This is a genomic window from Pedobacter africanus (assembly GCF_040548825.1).
Taxonomy (GTDB): domain Bacteria; phylum Bacteroidota; class Bacteroidia; order Sphingobacteriales; family Sphingobacteriaceae; genus Pedobacter; species Pedobacter africanus_A.
Genome location: NZ_JBEPSL010000001.1, coordinates 986,344 through 1,004,889 on the forward strand (window position 1 = coordinate 986,344; position 18,546 = coordinate 1,004,889).

Here is an 18,546-nt window from a genome sequence, read left to right on the forward strand (position 1 = left end):
TAAGAATAGTGTTAGGTTTAAAACGCTTGGAAAGAATATGGTGGTTGTAGAATAGGTATAATTGCAAAAGATTTTTGTAAATTTGTATACTGAAGCGTAGATATCAATTATGAAAGAGGTAACTATTAAATATAAAAGCAATAAGACCCTGGAAGCCTTAAAGGATTTAGGGAAATATTTAGGCTTTTCCGTTTGTGAAAAGACTGTATCCAAAAGAAAAGAAGAGATAAAGATTAATGGTGTTACCATGGTGCCAGGGGATGAGTCTATAGATATTTCAGAATTACATGAAGTATTTACCGGTAAAGGTTTAAACGCAACTCAACTCAGGAGTTCAGGATGGGAAAGAAAAAGATAATTTGTGATACAGATGTCTTGATCGATTATTTTGATGCCAGTCAAAAGCGCCATTCCGAAACCAAAATCATTTTAGACCAAAATATTGGACTTTCTAACATTTTAATTTCATCTATTACAAAAATGGAGTTAATATTAGGTGCCACCAATAAGGCTGATCTTACTGCTTGCTCTTGCTGATTCGATGATAGCAGCTACTGCGATACAAACAGATTTGGAATTGTTTACTTACAATACCAAGGATTTTAAGTTTATAGCCAAGCTGGCCTTGTTTAGCGTAAAATAGATCATTTGTCATAAGTATCGCGACATTTTTGCATCTTAATATTTTTATGCCCCGCTTTTTTCATAAAGCGGAGCATTTCTTTAGCCAACATCTTTCCCTTAGCCTAGATACCTGAAACAAAACCTGGTATCCCGTTTAATTTTTTTAACAAGTACAATACGAGGAAAAAAATATCCCCATTCTGTGGCTAGTAATTAAAATCCTTAAATTATTTAGTGTGACCAAAAATGCGCTATAATTTTTTCCTTTTTCAAAAGGTTTCCATCGCTCATTATAATAGCCTTGTTATGCAAGTAATTGTCTGGCTGGTAAAAACGCTGCCTTAAAATGGTTGGTTTCGGTTCGGCTAAAATGTTTGTGCTGTACATGGTTTATATAGTTTTGTACAGCAAATGTGGGATGGGGTGCAGGGCAGAGCCGGAACAAAACCGGATAGTTCCGGGTATATCCGTATCATTTTTTTGAAACGGATAATCTTGACTCTAAAGATTGAGCTGGTAATTAGGTACATCGGCTTTCTCTCTCCTCTTGAGGAGAGATCCCCGAAGGGGAGAGAGGAGTAGGCAACAGCCCCTCATCGGCCTGCGGCCACTTCTCCCCAAAGGGGAGAAGGAATGTAAGGTGCAAAAATACCTGTGCTAAATTGTGGATGTAAGCTACCTATTCCTATAAGTTCGTAAGTATAATATGGAGTATATGAACAAAACGAGATTTACAAACAAAACGGAATTTATAGAAAAAGTAGCATTCAGAAGGCAACTCAGGCTGGAGGCTACACCAGCTGAAAGACTATTGTGGTATGCCTTAAGAGACAGAAGGTTTAAGCAAATTAAATTTAGAAGACAGCATAGCATTGGTGCGTATACTGTAGATTTTTATTGTGCGCAGTACAGGCTGGTTATAGAGCTGGATGGAGCAGTGCATGATGACATTGCACAAAGCGCTTATGATATGAACAGAGATGCATTTATAAGAAGCCAGCGATACCAGGTGTTACGGTTCCAGAATGCGGATGTTTTTGATTGTATGGAGTGTGTATTGACAAAAATAGAAGAAACAATTTTGCACTTAAAATGCTAAAACGTTAGTTAGATGCACATGCATTCTCTCTCTTCAGGGAGGAGAGATGGGCGAAGCCCAGAGAGGAGGCCCCTCACCGCCCTGCGGGCACCTCTCCCCAACGGGGAGAGGGAATGTATCTTTATACTTTTATATTTTTTTCTATCTTCGCTGCGAGAGCGTTAATTTGCGGTAGGTGGTTCATACTATCTGCCGCTTTTTTATGCGATAATTTTATACTCGGTTGCTCATATAGCCTAACAACCCATCATCCCTATACGAATAATACCCATCAGCTAGTTTCATTCGCGTAAGATATTAGCCTGCTTGCCTTTTTTCTTTTTCGCACACTACTGTGTGCTAAATTTATTTTGCAACAATTATCTTGTTTTTTGATGCTTAAACGCGGTTTTTGAACCAAACCAGCTGATTGTCAACTTTGGGTGTGTGGTTTTTAATTCGAACTTATTTAAGTTTACCAGAAAATAAGTAAATTTATATAGAGGGATAATTTGCATACCATGGCTGATTACAGCAAATATACAGATGCCGAACTGGCGGCCTTGCTAAAGGCAGGGGATGCTGTGGCCTTTAGGCAGGTTTACGATGCCTATTGGCAAAAATTACTCTTTGTGGCCGCTAAAAAGCTGGATGATGTTGCCGAAGCCGAAGAAGTGGTGCAGGATATATTCCTGAATTTATGGAACAGGCGCGAGGGCTTTGAGTTAAAAACCAGCTTTGAACATTATCTGGCTGTGGCCACCAAATTTGAGGTGTATAAGCACAGGGCCAAAAGGGTTAAACAACAAAACCTGGAACATGAATTGGAAGCCAGTTACGCAAACCGTGAAAACCACGATTGGAATTTGTATGACATTGAAGCCCTGAAAGCCAAACTGGCCGAAACCATTAATGCGCTGCCCCCAAAATGCAAACTGGTTTTTACCATGAGCCGCGAAAGCGACAAAACGAATAAACAAATTGCCGAAGAAATGGGCATTACAGAAAAGGCGGTTGAAAAACACATTACCAGCGCCATGAAGGTTTTAAAAACCAAATTCGGCAATTCTGCAATGCTGATTTTGATGCTCATGTAACTTATACTTTTTTGATGGCCTGTTTTTACATCATTTAATGGCCCCAAACAAAATCCTAAACATGAGCCGGTGAGCAAAGTTAAATGAGCCTTAGCGTAATGAAGAAAGGTAATGTAATTGCTACTTTTGCCATAGGGAATAATTAATACAGTTATATGGAACAGCCAGATAAATTAAAGACCATTAACTATTCAGGTATATTTCTTTCCTGTTTTTCGGACTACAGCGAAAAATGTATTCACGCTACACCGGAACACGTATTGTTGTACCTGTATTCCGGAGAACAGGTGATCGAGGACAGGAATAAAAAGATTACGATAAAGGCGGGGGAATGCGCATTTATCCGGCGCAACCACCGTTTGATGATGTACAAGAACAGTAAGGGCAATGAGCTTTATAAAGGTATCTCACTGACCTTTAACCGGGGCGTCCTGCGTGATTTTTATAGCAAGCTCAGCAAGACTGATATACCTAAGAAAGTAAGTATTTCAGATAAAAACGTTATCAAGATCGAGTCGCGTGCCGATATTACCAGTCTGTTCCAGTCTCTAACTCCCTATTTTGAGGACAATGTGAAACCGACCGACGGGGTGGCCCATCTAAAATTGCAGGAGGGTATTTATGCCCTGCTAAACAATTCGGATATTTTCTTCCCTATTTTGTTTGACTTTACTGAACCCTGGAAAATAGATATTCTGGAGTTCCTGAATGACAATTACATGGATGATCTCACAATGGAGCAGATCGCTTCATATACAGGCAGAAGCCTTGCCACATTCAAGCGGGATTTTCAAAAGATCAGTAGCCTAAGCCCTCAGAAATGGCTCATCAAAAGACGTTTGGAAGCGGCTTACGTCAAACTGAAAGAGGAAGGGAAAAAGGTACAGGAAGTATATGTAGAGGTAGGTTTTAGAAATCCTTCTCATTTTTCTACCGCATTTAAAAAGCAGTATGGATTTCCACCCACTGAGATTTAAAATTGAGCCTGGCAGAAAAGTTATTTGAGCCCCGCAGTAAAGTCACTGCGGGGCTTTGTTTTTAACTTTGCATTGTATTCAACAGGACAAAAATGGAGAAAAGAGCAACGGATATATTTGAACGGTTACGAAGTGGTGAAACCATCCTGCCCGGCGACCCGGAAGCGTACAGGATGCGGGAGGCTTCTTTTGCAACAATGAAATTATCAGCCCAGATGAATGGTTGTTCTGATCCGGCGGAGATCAGGGCGTTATTGGGCCAGATCACTGGTAGCAAAATTGACGAAAGCACAACTGTGTTTCCACCTTTAAATATCAATTATGGTAAGACTACCAAAATAGGCAGGAATGTATTTATAAACTTTGACTGTACCTTTCTTGGGCTGGGCGGTATTACAATTGAAGATAACGTGTTGATAGCACCCAAAGTTAGTTTGTTATCCGAAGGTCATCCAATATCGCCCGAAAACAGGCAATCACTTGTTCCGGGCCATATCCATATCAAAAGAAACGCCTGGATAGGGGCGAATGCAACTATACTACCAGGGGTGACTATCGGTGAAAATGCAGTGGTAGCTGCAGGGGCCGTTGTTTCCAAAGATGTGCCTGACAATGCCATTGTAGGAGGCGTTCCTGCAAAAGTCATCAAACTAATAGAAAATGAGGTATAGGTAAGCTGGCTTAAACCGGTAACAGACGAGGGATTTGCAGAGGTGAACAACACAAAATATTAAAACAGAAACAATGAAAAGATTATCAATTGTAGTGGTTACAGCCCTATTACTTTTAGGGCAAGCCTGCACACAAAATAGGAATAAGCAAAATTCGGAGACAATGAATGACAAAGCAAAATCAGAACATTATACTTTCAAACTGAGCGATAAGGTTACCCGTCAAAAAGTGAACTTCAAAAACCGTTACGGCATTATCCTTACCGGCGATCTATACCTCCCGAAAAATTACGGTAACGAGCCTTTGGCCGCCCTTGCCATCAGCGGGCCTTTCGGTGCGGTAAAAGAACAATCATCCGGATTGTATGCCAACCAAATGGCAGAACGAGGTTTTATTGCACTGGCATTCGATCCTTCTTATACAGGTGAGAGTGGAGGGCAGCCGCGCAATGTGGCATCCCCTGATATCAATACCGAGGACTTTAGTGCCGCTGTGGATTACCTTGGCCTACAGAAAAACGTAGACAGGAAACGCATCGGTTTAATCGGCATCTGTGGTTTCGCAGGCTTTGCCTTAAACGCTACTGCTGTTGACAAACGTGTGAAGGCCGTGGCAACCACAAGTATGTACGATATGTCCAGGGTAATGTCAAAAGGCTATTTCGATGCCACAACATTGGAACAACGCACTAAAATCCTGGAACAATTGGGCGAGCAGCGATGGAAAGACGCGGAAGCAGGAACATTTGCGCCAGGACCTATATTGAATGCTGAAAAACTTAAAGGCGATGAACCGCAATTTGTAAAAGAATACCATGATTATTACCGTACACCTCGTGGTTTTCATGAGCGTTCGTTGAACTCTACAGGTGCCTGGAATGCGACCAATTCACTGTCCTTTATGAATATGCCGTTGCTCACTTATATCAAAGAGATCTCGCCAAGGCCAATGCTGCTGATTGCGGGCGAAAAAGCGCATTCCCGTTATTTTAGTGAAGATGCTTATAAAGCGGCTTCCGAGCCAAAAGAACTAATGATCATTCCTGGCGCGGTTCACGTGGACTTATATGATAAGATAGATGTCATTCCTTTTGATAAACTGGAAACATTTTTTAAAGAACACTTAAAATAAGGCGATGAAACAGCCACTTATCACTATAATGCTGATGGTTTCGGTGCTGTGCAGCAGTGGATTGGCTGAGGCATTGGGCTTAGGGAATGTATCTGTTATGTTTGAACGGGGATAATGTATTCGGTAAAAAAAAATAATTTCATTGAGTAAAAAAGCAGGAATCACATTTCTGCTTTTTTAATGGCAAAAACATGTGACTATAGAGCCAATAAGCCATCAAACATTGTAAAAACAAGCCACTAAAGGATGTAAATTAAAGCTCAAAGATTTATTTTAAAATATTTTTAAAAAAAAAGGTAGGGTATCCCGTGTTTTTTGGGGCTTGTATATATATGGCCCAAAAAATGAATGAGGATAGAATAGACGTACTTGCAAGTAAATGGTTAAAAGGAACCATTACCGAGCAGGAATTGCAGGAACTGGAAGCCTGGTATGCTACCTATGACAGCATGGAGCAAGCGGTAGGTTCTGAAATGGATGAAGCTGCTTACGGGAATGCCTTATATTATGCCATTGCAGAACGTGCAAAAATTAAACCAGCCAAAACAACCAAACTGTGGCCACGCATTTTTACCGTAGCCGCTGCGGTAGCAGCCATTGCCTTTGGGGTTTGGTTTTATACTTCCAATAACACCGCCCGTCATCCTGAACTTGTTTCAGGATCTCCGAACTATGCCAATGACATTGCCCCGGGTGGCAACCGTGCTACTTTAACCAGCAACGGCAAATCTATAAACCTTAGTGATACCAAAGCAGGTATTGTAGTAAACGACGACATTAAATACAACGACGGAAGCATCGTAAACCCGTCATTGCGAGGAGGCACGACGCGGCAATCTCATCTCCTTACCGTCATCACTCCACGGGGTGGAACTTACTTCGTTATTTTGCAGGATGGGACCAAAGTCTGGTTAAATGCTGATAGTAAATTGGAGTTTTTATCAGATTACCGAAATAAACTCCAAAGAATTGTAAAAATTGAAGGTGAAGCATACTTTGAAGTAGCAAAGAATAAACGTAAACCTTTTATAGTACAAAGCGCAGGACAGAACATAACCGTACTGGGCACGCACTTTAACATCAGTGCATATGAAGGCGAAGCAATTAAAACCACCCTATTGGAAGGCTCGGTGCGTGTGGGCCTTCTCTCTCCTCCAGGAGGAGAGATGTCCGCAGGACAGAGAGGAGCCGTAACCCTCAAACCCAACCAGCAATCCCATGTTACCCCCAACGCTGGCATAACCGTAACCGAAGCAGACCCTAACGCTACTGCCTGGGTAAAAGGAGCTTTTAGCTTTAACAATGCCAGCCTTGAAGTGGTAATGAAACAGCTTGCCCGCTGGTACGATGTAGAGGTGGTGTACCCTAACGGGATACCCAACCGAAGGTTTACCGGCGATTTGGATAGAAAGCTAACTGCTGCAGAGGCATTAGATCTGCTGCGTTTTACCAAAGTAAAGTTTAAAATAGATGGAAAGAAAATTATAGTAACTAAATAAAAACAGAAATCATCAAAGAGCCTAACCAACTCTTACCAGATCATAAAGATTAAGAAACTAACGAATAGGAGGAACAGAACCAACGCCTTAAATGAACAGGAAAACCTAAACCAGATAGGGGGCTTTAATGAAAAAAGCCGGAAAGTGTTTCGACCACTTGCCGGCAGATGATTGAGCCAACCTTTGCCGATTAAACACCGGCATAAATATTATTACTGAACAACATTTTTATCAACTCAACCAAAACGAAGTTATGCAAATTATTGCTCATAACCTAGGTATGCTATTACGTATACCGCCTAAACTATTGTTAATAATGAGGCTAACCACTTTCATATTAATTATTGCCCTGGCACAAGTAAGCGCCAAGGGATTTGGACAGAAGATAACGCTCAACACCAATCATACGCCTATTGAAAAAGTTTTACAATCTATAAGAGATCAAAGTGGTTACAGAATTTTTTACGATGCTGATGATTTGAAAAACCAGCATGTAACGCTGAACATTAATAATCTATCTGTTGAAGAGGCCATTAAAGCCACCATTAAAGGCTTGCCCTTAAACTACAAGATAGTTAAAAACAGCATTGTGCTAAGTAAGGAGGAACCCAGTTTTCTGGAAAGGTTTTTTCGTGATGACGATGATGGCAAGCTTGCTGATATACGTGGTGTGGTGCGTAATGAAAAGAATGAAGTTTTGGAGGGTGTTACGGTGAGTGTGAAAGGAACTAGTAATAGAACAAGTACCAATGCAAAAGGAGAGTTTTTGCTGAAGGGAGTGAGTGAAGATGCTATGCTGGTGTTTTCAGGAGTGAGTATTGAAACTTTTGAGGTGAAGGTAAACAGCAAAAAGGAATTGAATGTGAATGTAAGGACAAGGCTGGTGCAGTTGGAAGAGGTGGCGGTAAATTACAGCACTGGATATCAAAAAATCCCCAAAGAAAGGGCTACAGGAAGTTTTGTGTTTATAGATAGTGCTATGATTAACAGGAGTCCTGAAGCTAACATTTTTAAACGTTTAGATGGAATAGCACCGGGGGTACTTTTTGATAGAAGAGATCCTACAAGTTTGAGAATACAAATCAGGGGATTGTATACTCTAAATGGACAAACTGCCAAGCCATTAATTGTAGTAAATAATTTTCCATATGAAGATGATATCAACAACATCAATCCTGCAGATATTGAAAATATAACCGTATTGCGAGATGCGGCGGCAGCTTCTATCTGGGGTGCACGGGCAGGTAATGGTGTCATCGTAATTACAACAAAGGATGGGAACTTTAACCAACCGGCTAAAGTTTCTATAACATCAGGCATAACTATAACACCAAAACCCAACCTATTTGCTCTACCCATTATTTCCACATCGCAGTTTATGGATTTAGAGAAACTGTTATTTGATAAGGGTGTTTTTGATGACAAACTAAACAATAATTTTTCTTTCCCAACAGTTACCGAAGGCGTGAGAATACTCTCCGATTTAAAGAATAATCGGATTACTCAACAAGAAGCAGATACAAGATTAGATGCATTAAGAGGCAGAGACGTACGTAATGACTTTTTAAATTACATTTACCAGACTTCAGTAAATCAACGTTATGCTTTAAATGTTTCAGGTGGATCGGCAAATATGAAGTACTATCTCTCCGCTGGTTATGATAAATCCAAAAATCAACTGATTGGTAATGGAGATGATCGAATTACGTTGAATTTTGGAAATACACTTAATATAACACCCAAACTTCAATTACAAATAAATGCTTTTTATTCAACATCAAGAACTACCGCAAATAGCCCTGGGCAATACGGCGGGGGAGAATATAAATGGGGAGAATACGTATTACCTCCATACGCCCGTTTGGCAGATGAGCAGGGGAATCCCTTAGTTATTGATCGATCTTACCAAGATAACTTTCTTGATACTTTAGGAAAAGGAAAATTATTAGATTGGAAATACCGGCCTTTAGAAGAACTAAACCTGGCAGACAATTCAGGAAAGAATAATGCTTTAAATGCCAATTTTAGTTTGAATTACAAAGCATTTAAATGGCTGCAAGCCATCATTCAGTATCAATATCAGCAGTCCAATAATTTGTATCAACAATATGCGAGTATTGAGACTTTTGCTGCCCGAAATGTCATAAATGGTTTTACCAATTTGAATGTAACAAATCTTTCATTGCGCTATCCTGTACCTTTGGGTGGGACGTTAAAAGAAGATAGAAATGGAATGAGTGGGCAGGCGGTAAGGGCTTCTTTGAATTTTAATCCAGACTGGAATAATCACAGCTTAAACGGAATTGTCGGTGGAGAATTAGTGGAAAACAAAACCTCATTTACGGGTGATCTGCTTTATGGTTATGATAAAAGCACACAGACTTTTAAAAATGTTGATTTATTTCGCCAATATCCAACTATGCCCTTCGGAAACCTGGCAAATATCAAGACTTATGACCGATTGGGGAACGGTACTAATCGTATTGTTTCAGCCTTTGCTAACCTTTCCTATTCATATGCCAACAGATATGTGATTTCTGTTAGTGCAAGAAACGATGCTTCCAATCTTTTTGGTGTTGAGGCGAATCAAAAGTGGAAACCGCAGTGGTCCGTAGGGGGGAAATGGAATATACATAATGAAAATTTTTATAATGTTGAACTGTTACCTAGTATAAGTGTACGAGCAACCTATGGTTATGCAGGAAATACGAATAACTCAGTTTCGGGATTGACGACGCTGATTCTTTCAAACTCTACTAACCCGCTGTATACAAGTCTTTTGTATGCGGATATGCAACAATTAGGGAATCCTTCGTTAAAATGGGAACAGGTGCAGACCTTAAACTTTGGAGTTGATCTCGGATTTAAGAAAGATCGAATCAACATGTCTTTAGATTATTTTGTAAAAAAGTCCAGAGATGTAATTTCTTTAAGACCTCTACCATCTTCCGTTGGAGTAAATAGTATAATGGCAAATTCAGCTCAAATGCAAGGGAACGGATTTGACTTTCAGTTGAGGTCGAGAAATATCCAGTCCAAGTCGTTCATGTGGACAAGTAATTTCTCAGCAAGTTATAGCGTATATAAAGTCAGTAAACTTTTGCTATCAACAAATACCCAAGGTCTAGTATCCGACGGACGTAGTATAGAACCGATAGAAGGGTTTAGCCCAGATTTGGTCATTAGTTACAGATGGGCTGGGTTAGAACCGCAGACCGGCGCACCTTTAGGGTATTTGAATGGGGAGAGATCTAGTGATTACGATGCAATTACCCAAAAGCCTTTTTCAGAGCAAAATAAAAATGGATCGTCTATACCGCTTTATTTTGGAAATTTGATTAACAGTTGGAGCTGGAAAAACATATCATTCTCTGCAAATATTAATTTTAAGCTCAAATACTACTTCTTTAGACCTTCTTATTTAGGCGGGCAGGACTTAGGAGCTATACCAAGTAAAGAGTATCTAAAAAGGTGGCAAAAGCCTGGAGACGAACAATACACGAACGTCCCTTCTCTGGCATTTCCAAATGACTTTAGAAGAAACACATTCTATAATTTTTCGGAAGTGAATGTGGAAAAAGCTGATCATGTTCGCCTAAATGACTTGCAGATGGGCTATAGTTTAAATAGAAACAATTTTCGCAGGTTACCTTTCCGGCAATTGGACCTCTCTTTAAGCTGGAACAATCTAAATATATTACTATGGAAAGCAAATAAAGTAGGATTAGATCCAGAACATCTCAATGGAAGGATCATGGCCAGAACAATTGCGTTAGGAATGAATTTAATTTTATAAAACAAAATATTATACGATGAAAAATATTGAACATTTAAAATGGTTGTATGTAATAGTTGGAGTCGTTTTTTTGGTGTCATTTTATTCCTGCAAGAAATACTTGGAAGAAAAACCCCAATCAAATTTGATCTTGCCTGAAACAGTAAACGATCTTCAGCTTATACTAGATGACAATTATATCAATAACCAAGCAATTTCTTCTCTTACCGAAGTGTTAAGTGATAATTATTATGTTTTGCCAGCTACTTTAAGTGCCGCAGATGCAGAGCTGATAGCCTTCTACAAATGGCAAAGCATAGATGCAAAAGTATACAACTTCTGGGAAATTTCATATAAATATGTGCTGAAGGCAAATGTAGTGTTAGATAATCTGGATAAAATGAAAAAGAAGAATTTGCAAGAATGGAATAATGTAAAAGGGCAAGCATTGTTTTTGCGATCTTTTCTGTTTTATCACAATGCCCAGCTTTATTGCGCTCCTTATAGTAGCATATCAAATCCTGGGATTGTTGTTCGTCTCAGTTCTGATTTTAATGATAAAGTAAAGCGTGCAACAGTGGCTGAAACTTATGAAAGGATTATAGAGGACTTAAAAATTGCAAGTTCGTTATTACCAGTGGTACCTGGCTATAAAACAAGGGCAAGTAAACCCGCTGCATATGGCGCATTGGCCAAAACTTATCTTTCGATGAAAATGTACGATAGTGCAGGTGTGTATGCAGATAGGTGCTTGAAACTCTATGATAGCTTAATGAATTTTAATACACTTACTGCATCATCTGCTGCGCCGATTAAAAGATTTAACAAGGAAGTCATTTACCATATGGAAAGTGGCCAAATTACCAGACTTCTTTCTCCTTCTAGAGCTAAGATGGATTCTGTCCTTATGAATTTGTATGCCACTAATGATTTGCGTAAAGCTGTGTATTTTACCAGAAATACAGATGGCAGTTATCGATTTAAAGGCGACTATAGTGGCTCCGGCACAAGCAGCGGTTATGCTTTTGGTGGTATAGTAACTGATGAAATGTACTTGATCCGTGCAGAGAGCTCTGCAAGAGCGGGAAATATTACTGAGGCAATGAAGGATTTAAACACTTTACTTCAAACCAGATGGAGTAACGCTGTGCCGTATAATCCAATAATCATTACAAGCAAAATTGAAGCCGTTAAAAAGGTGTTGGAAGAGCGAAGAAAAGAACTCCTATTTAGGGGAACCCGCTGGACAGATTTAAGAAGACTGAAGGATGAAGCAGATTACTCTGTTACTCCTACCCGAAAAATTGGTGCTGAAGTTTTTGAACTGAAACCAAATAGCCCAAGATACACCTTGCGTATCCCACAAACTGAAATCGATCTGGCGGGAATTGAGCAAAATCCATAATTATAAAATAACACACATATGAAAATAAAATTAATTTACCTTGCCGCTATAGTGGTGGCAAGCTTGCAAAGCTTTGGACAAAATTCTTTGAAGATCGGACAACAATTGCCTGATATCGAGATCAGTAAAATTTTTTACCATAAAACTGAAAAGGCAAAATTATCCGATTTTAAAGGCAAACTTATCATTCTTGACTTTTGGTCGACGGCATGTAGCTCATGTATTGCAGGCATGCCGAAGATGGACACTTTGCAAAAACATTTTGGAGATAAGATCGCTATTTTACCCGTTTATGTCTACATCAATGGTAAAATGGATCAAACCCTTGTCACCTATTTAGATTCATACTGGCGTTCGAGTTCCATTTTATCAAAGACTTCATTACCCTCTATTTTAGACGATAATTTTGCCAAGCACTTTCCGGTAAGAGTTGCTTATCAGGTTTGGATTGACGAGTATCGAATAATTAGGGCTATAACAAGTCCAGAATATGTAAACAAAAAGGAAATTCAAAAAATGTTAAACGGAATTTTTCCAGAATGGGAAATAGAATTAAAAGCCTTCTACGATGGAAAAAGCCCCTTATTTCAGCAGACAAATTCAACTGATGCTATATTCCATTCGGAATTTTCATCCTATCGTAGAGGCTTAGACAGCTCTTTTGGAATTATAGAGGAATCCAGACTGAAACGTCAAAAATTATTTATTGCTAATAGCCCCATTATAAGCATTTATCAGCAAGGCGTTTTTGATTCAAATGGCAAGATTACGAATGATAATATAGTTATTGAAACGAGTGATTCATCTAGGTATTTTCCTAATACCTATTTGAATGAATGGCTTGCTAAGAATTCTTATTGCTATGAGGCTTATTTTCCCATATCAGAAAATAAAACTAATGTTCAAAAAAAGATGCTTACTGATTTGAACAAGCGTTTAGGGGTAAATGCGAGATTTGAAAAGCGTGAAGTGGATTGCTGGATTTTAAAACAGAAAAAAGTAGCTAATACTTCAAATCCTTTAACAAAAGGTACTGCATATAAAAATATTGAGGAGTTGGTGTCGTATATCAAAAGTACAATTTATGATAAAAATACCAAACGAACATATCGAAGCTTACCCATCCTGAATGAAAGTGGACTTAAAGATAAAATTAATGTAAAAATTGATCGAACTGCAAATTTAAACATTGCCAATATCATTAAACAGCTAAATCAGCAAGGCTTTGACCTGGTAAAGGAGAAGCGATTGAGAGAGGTATTTGTTATAACTGATAAATCAGAACTAAAAGGAAAGTAGTGATGAAAAGATTAATGTTATTGAGTATAGTTATGTTTCTAGCGATAGTAACACATGCTCAGATTGGTAAAAAGGCCAGTTGGAAGTTTACGGCGAAGAAGATAAAAACTGGTTTATATGAGCTACATCTAACAGCTGAAGTGCAGGACGGCTGGAATATTTACAGCCAATGGACTCCTAAAGGTGGGCCACAGCCCACGGTAATTACGTTTGAACCTGACACTAATATATTGCTGGGAGGAAAAGCCAAAGAAGTAGGCCGAATGCGGATTAAGCATGAAGAAGTGTTTGGCGTTGATGTTCACTACTTTATTGATAAGATTGATTTTGTACAGGTGATAAAACTTAAAACTGTAAAACCTGATTTCATTAAGGGTAAGGTAAGTTACATGACCTGTGATGACACTCAGTGTATAACCGACGAGATGGAGTTTAAAATCGCTCTTAAATAATTAGTAAACCCAATAACAAACTATATTATTCATTTAAAACTATTTCTATGTTACGTAAGAAAATTTTATTACCACTTTTAGCGTTGGCTATTGTTGCAACTGCAATGGCATTTAAACAAGCGAACACTCCTAAGATTGAGTCACAATTGACTGAAGGGAATGCTGTTGACTATTACTATCCTTTTCATTACATAGGACCTTCAAGCCCCACAAGTTTTAGCGATTATACTAATCCTAATAACTATGTAATCTTAGCTCCCGGTGAAGGAGTTGGAGATTATTGCGAGTCCGGCGATGATGCCTTATGCATTATTATGTGTCAACGAACTTTTACAGGAGGAAGTTGGAAACCCGATTTTTCAGATACAAGCTGGGGAAATACCCAAAGCCAGTTGTATAACTACTATTGGTATGGTGCAGTAGGATTTTCACTTTATACAAAGGCGCTTTATTAAACATGCATTATTGGGTTAGGTGGAAAGGTAGAAAGGCCTTTCCATCTTTAAAATATGACAAATTTGCGCTCTTCTTATTGTAAAACGCTCTTAAGATAAAACAACACACAAAAACATGAAATATTCAAAATTTATCATTTTGTATGGCCTGGCCTTTACCTTTTTTTCCTGCGGGATTTTTAAAAAGCCTCAGAAAAAGGTATCGGTTTCGGCCGGTATTGCTATGAAGAACCTGGCAGATACCACAAAAAAAGCCACGGCATCTAAATTGAAACCTTATGATCAAATTATTACCAAAAAAGCCGTAAGTGGAGTGGGGCTGATTAAAGTACATCGGGTAGAAGACAAGTACTTTTTTGAGATCCCTGATTCGTTGTTAGAGACAGATTTGCTCATTGTGAACAGAATATCAAAAGGAGCCACTGGTGCAAGCAAAGGCATGTTTGGGTATAGTGGAGACCAGATCAACGAAAAGGTAATCCGTTTTGCTAAAGGACCTAACTACAAAATATTTATAAAGAGTATGTCTTATACTGAACGATCTGCAGACAGCAGCGATAATGGCATGTACCGCTCTGTGAGGAACTCTGGTTTACAACCCATAGTAGCATCATTTGATATAAAGGCATTGAGCAGGGATTCTGCCGCATCGGTAATTGATATGACCGATTATTTAACTGCAGATAATGAGGTGCTTTTTTTTGATTCAAAAATAAAAACTGCTTTGAAAATTAGTGGATTGCAAGCCGATAAATCTTATATCTCGGCTGTAAGGACATTTCCTGAAAATATAGAAATCAAGACAACGAAAACTTATAGCACTGCAGAACCTGGCGTTAATGCTACTTATGAACTGAATAGTTCAATTATTAGATTACCAAAACGGCCAATGGTACCAAGGTTATATGATGAAAGGATAGGATATTTTGCTACGGGTTATACAGATTTTGACCAGAACCCCCAGGGTGTGGAACAAACCAGCATGATTACCCGCTGGCGTTTGGAACCGAAAAAAGAAGATGAAGCCAAATATTTAGAAGGAGAATTGGTAGAGCCCAGGCAGCCGATTGTGTTTTATATAGATCCTGCAACACCGAAAAAATGGGTGCCTTACCTGATGCAGGGAGTAAACGACTGGAATGTGGCTTTTGAAGCAGCTGGTTTTAAAAATGCCATTGTAGCTAAACCAGCGCCGGGCAGCGAACAAGATAGCACCTGGAGCATAGAAAGTGCAAGGCATAATGTAATTGTATATAAGCCATCGGCCGTTGCGAACGCCAGTGGGCCGCATGTGCATGACCCACGTACGGGTGAAATATTAGAAACGCACGTAAACTGGTACCATAATGTAATGCAATTGCTACGCAACTGGTACTTTATACAAGCTAGTGCAGTTGATCCAAGAGCCAGGAAAATGAAGTTTGATGATGAATTGATGGGGCAGTTGATCCGATTCGTTTCTTCACATGAAATTGGTCATACATTGGGCCTGCGCCATAATTTTGGTTCTTCATCAACCGTACCAGTAAAAAAACTGCGTGACAAAGCCTGGGTAGAAGCCAATGGGCACACCCCAAGCATTATGGATTATGCACGGTTCAATTATGTAGCACAGCCGGAGGATGGCATATCGGAAAAAGGCATTTTTCCCAGAATCGGCGATTATGACAAATGGGCGATAGAATGGGCTTACCGTTGGTATCCGGAAATGGATAAGGTAAAAGAGAAATCTTTTTTGAACAATTGGATCATCAAAAAAACTGAAAATAATAAACAGCTTTGGTTTGGTTCAGAAACCAATACTACCGACCCGCGTTGCCAAAGCGAGGATATAGGAGATAATGCCATGATGGCAAGTGGTTATGGAATCAAAAACCTTAAAAGAATAATGCCCAATATCCTAAAATGGACTAAAGAAGAGAACGAAGGGTATGATAATGCAAAGCAGATCTATGGAGAATTGTTGCAGCAATACGATAGGTACTTAGGCCATGTGGTTAAAAATGTTGGAGGTGTAATGTTTAATCCTAAGGTAGTTGAAAGTAAAGGCGACTATGTAGCGTTTGTGCCAAGAAGAAAACAGAAAGAAGCTATACAATTTTTAAATACAGAATTGTTCAATACGCCGATATGGCTTCTAAATAAAGAACTGTTTAAGAAAACTGGTTCTGCGGGTTTAACAGGTGTAATTAGTAATGCCCAGAACAAGGTATTAGGAGCCCTGGTGAATGCCGCTGACCTTAATGGGATGCAGCAGGCACTAACGATGAACGGGGAAAATGCATATGGTCCAATAGAATTGCTACAAGATTTACGTGGGTGCATCTTTAATGAGCTCTATACAGGCAAATCGATCAGTATTTACAGGAGAAATCTGCAGAAAAGTTATCTAGATAAACTATTTCAGGTACTTAAACCTAAAAGTACTCCTTTTCCTGGTACAGAACCTGATTTGAATGATGTTTCGACCATTGTAAAAATGGAGATTAGAACATTGCATAGTTTAATTAAAGGGGCAATTTCTAGGACTTCTGAACGGATGAGCAATGCACATCTGATGGATTTGAACGAGAGGATTAAGGATTTTTATAAAGATAAGAAATGATGATAATTATTAAGAGAACCTGCGATTAACTGCGTTGAACTCATGAAAAACTCGGTTAACGCCTCAATACATCATCCAAGCGAAGGGTTCTGCCAAGCCCTTCGCTACTTAAATAAATTAACAGCAATCATGAAACAAGCACTTAAAGACATTAACCTAATCACACTGCCCCTGGCCATTCTGCTAAAGGACATTGCCAATACCAACGAAGAACTGATCCATCCCGAACATTTTGCCAGCAGGAGCAAAGTCATTTACCGGGAATTGCTGGACGGGCTACAGGTTTACCTGTTTGATGATAACCTGTACATGCTGAACCACTACTTTGAAGCAAGAGACGCATTGAAAATTTTATTGGACCGTGCAGAGGAACTGGCAACCTACCACAGCCAGTTAATTGGCAAACCAGATGTAAGCCCCTATCGTGCCGGACAGGCCATGTTTGTAAGCAGCCAATTAAGCGATTTGATTGCATTTATACAACCAGATAACCTGCTAAAACCATAAAGTATGAGCCAGGAGACACAGCATCCCACATTGATTATTAAAAGTCCTGATGGTACAATCATCAAGCTTTACCAGGAGCTAACGCCAGAATGTATTAAGGAAATTTTAGATCAGTTTATGGTAACTGAAAAACTGGTTAAATAAAATTAACGCTATTGCAAAATGGAACAGAAGCCCGCCTTATCAAAGGAGTTTATGGAGAACCTGGAATGCATTACTGAGCATTTGCATGGTAGGCCCATTACAATAGATTTCGCCAGTGAATGGAAAATTAGTGAAGCAAATGCAAAATTGTTACTGGAGTACTTGTACCAAAGGGGTAGGGTAGAAATTGCCTGGCTGCCGGAAATGAAGGAACTCTGTTATGTAAAGAAAAGTTATACCGTAAATTGAAAGACAGATAAGAAGCCATGGAAAATTATATCCCTCCAGACTGGAAAATGATGAACCGGCTTCAGGAATTGATAGAAAGCAATTTCAGGGAAAGGCATGAGCTTCAATTCTATTGCGAAACATTGGGTATTACCATAAGAAGATTGAACAAGGTTACAAGGTTCTATTTTAAGAAAACACTATACGAGCTTTTGCAAGACCGCATTCATAAGGAGGCGGTATTTCTGCTTTCGGAAACTACGATGACGGCGAAAGAGATTTGCTTTGAGCTTGGGGTATGCGACCCCGCGCATTTTACCAGGAGTTTTAAGCTGATGGAAGGGGTGACGCCGAGTGAGTTTAGGAGGGGGCTTTTGGGGGAGGTTTGAGGGAGAAAATGTTAGAAAGCCTATAGTTATGTATTATTTTTGTACCTCGGGTAAAGTAATTTATTCGTTTTCAATCCTTTTTATTTTTTGTATCGGGAAATGTATAGTCACGAGATAGGTTTTGACATTCTGAAATAATTTTTTATAACAATTTTTTACAGGTTGAAGTGGTTTTAGCCTGGCTACGTTCTTTAACATTTTGTCTAGTT

17 protein-coding genes are annotated in these 18,546 nt (G+C 39.2%); all 17 read left to right on the top strand.

The window, feature by feature from the left end; genetic code table 11:
• The first annotated feature begins 109 nt into the window (after positions 1 to 109).
• The 17 genes from ABIE26_RS03965 (at position 110) to ABIE26_RS04045 (ending at position 18,337) form a co-directional block, all read left to right on the top strand.
• Positions 110 to 358: a hypothetical protein gene (locus ABIE26_RS03965; protein ID WP_310139779.1), complete on the top strand. Its 249-nt coding sequence runs from the start codon at positions 110 to 112 to the stop codon at positions 356 to 358.
• A 981-nt stretch (positions 359 to 1,339) separates the two neighbouring features.
• A complete protein-coding gene (locus ABIE26_RS03970) occupies positions 1,340 to 1,723 on the top strand; it encodes an endonuclease domain-containing protein (protein ID WP_310139776.1) in 384 nt (127 codons plus the stop codon).
• A 500-nt stretch (positions 1,724 to 2,223) separates the two neighbouring features.
• Positions 2,224 to 2,799 (top strand): RNA polymerase sigma-70 factor, encoded by a 576-nt coding sequence (locus tag ABIE26_RS03975; RefSeq protein ID WP_310139774.1) that lies wholly within the window; start codon positions 2,224 to 2,226, stop codon positions 2,797 to 2,799.
• Between the two features lie 155 nt (positions 2,800 to 2,954).
• A complete protein-coding gene (locus ABIE26_RS03980) occupies positions 2,955 to 3,776 on the top strand; it encodes a helix-turn-helix domain-containing protein (protein WP_310139771.1) in 822 nt (273 codons plus the stop codon).
• A 92-nt stretch (positions 3,777 to 3,868) separates the two neighbouring features.
• Positions 3,869 to 4,447 carry a DapH/DapD/GlmU-related protein gene (locus ABIE26_RS03985; protein WP_310139770.1) on the top strand — a complete coding sequence of 193 codons (579 nt, stop codon included), beginning with the start codon at positions 3,869 to 3,871 and terminating at the stop codon, positions 4,445 to 4,447.
• Between the two features lie 73 nt (positions 4,448 to 4,520).
• The gene (locus tag ABIE26_RS03990; RefSeq protein WP_310139768.1) at positions 4,521 to 5,579 is read left to right on the top strand and encodes an alpha/beta hydrolase; all 1,059 of its coding nucleotides are present in this window, start codon (positions 4,521 to 4,523) and stop codon (positions 5,577 to 5,579) included.
• A gap of 344 nt (positions 5,580 to 5,923) precedes the next feature.
• Positions 5,924 to 7,078 carry a FecR family protein gene (locus tag ABIE26_RS03995; protein WP_310139766.1) on the top strand — a complete coding sequence of 385 codons (1,155 nt, stop codon included), beginning with the start codon at positions 5,924 to 5,926 and terminating at the stop codon, positions 7,076 to 7,078.
• A 316-nt stretch (positions 7,079 to 7,394) separates the two neighbouring features.
• Positions 7,395 to 10,874 carry a SusC/RagA family TonB-linked outer membrane protein gene (locus ABIE26_RS04000; RefSeq protein WP_310139765.1) on the top strand — a complete coding sequence of 1,160 codons (3,480 nt, stop codon included), beginning with the start codon at positions 7,395 to 7,397 and terminating at the stop codon, positions 10,872 to 10,874.
• 16 nt (positions 10,875 to 10,890) lie between these two features.
• Positions 10,891 to 12,258, top strand: coding sequence for a RagB/SusD family nutrient uptake outer membrane protein (locus ABIE26_RS04005; protein ID WP_310139763.1), 1,368 nt, complete (start codon positions 10,891 to 10,893; stop codon positions 12,256 to 12,258).
• An 18-nt stretch (positions 12,259 to 12,276) separates the two neighbouring features.
• The gene (locus ABIE26_RS04010; protein WP_310139761.1) at positions 12,277 to 13,557 is read left to right on the top strand and encodes a TlpA family protein disulfide reductase; all 1,281 of its coding nucleotides are present in this window, start codon (positions 12,277 to 12,279) and stop codon (positions 13,555 to 13,557) included.
• A 2-nt stretch (positions 13,558 to 13,559) separates the two neighbouring features.
• Positions 13,560 to 14,009 (top strand): protein-disulfide reductase DsbD domain-containing protein, encoded by a 450-nt coding sequence (locus ABIE26_RS04015; protein WP_310139759.1) that lies wholly within the window; start codon positions 13,560 to 13,562, stop codon positions 14,007 to 14,009.
• 47 nt (positions 14,010 to 14,056) lie between these two features.
• On the top strand, positions 14,057 to 14,464 hold the full coding sequence (locus tag ABIE26_RS04020; RefSeq protein WP_310139757.1) for a hypothetical protein: 408 nt from the start codon (positions 14,057 to 14,059) through the stop codon (positions 14,462 to 14,464).
• Positions 14,465 to 14,579: 115 nt separating this feature from the next.
• A complete protein-coding gene (locus ABIE26_RS04025; protein WP_310139756.1) occupies positions 14,580 to 17,069 on the top strand; it encodes a zinc-dependent metalloprotease in 2,490 nt (829 codons plus the stop codon).
• 129 nt (positions 17,070 to 17,198) lie between these two features.
• Complete coding sequence (locus ABIE26_RS04030) at positions 17,199 to 17,576, top strand: hypothetical protein (protein ID WP_310139754.1); 378 nt, start codon at positions 17,199 to 17,201, stop codon at positions 17,574 to 17,576.
• A gap of 3 nt (positions 17,577 to 17,579) precedes the next feature.
• On the top strand, positions 17,580 to 17,720 hold the full coding sequence (locus ABIE26_RS04035) for a hypothetical protein (RefSeq protein WP_310139753.1): 141 nt from the start codon (positions 17,580 to 17,582) through the stop codon (positions 17,718 to 17,720).
• Between the two features lie 18 nt (positions 17,721 to 17,738).
• Positions 17,739 to 17,969, top strand: a complete 231-nt coding sequence (locus ABIE26_RS04040) for a hypothetical protein (protein WP_310139751.1) — start codon at positions 17,739 to 17,741, stop codon at positions 17,967 to 17,969.
• A 17-nt stretch (positions 17,970 to 17,986) separates the two neighbouring features.
• Positions 17,987 to 18,337, top strand: coding sequence for a helix-turn-helix domain-containing protein (locus ABIE26_RS04045; RefSeq protein WP_310139749.1), 351 nt, complete (start codon positions 17,987 to 17,989; stop codon positions 18,335 to 18,337).
• Positions 18,338 to 18,546: the final 209 nt, after the last annotated feature.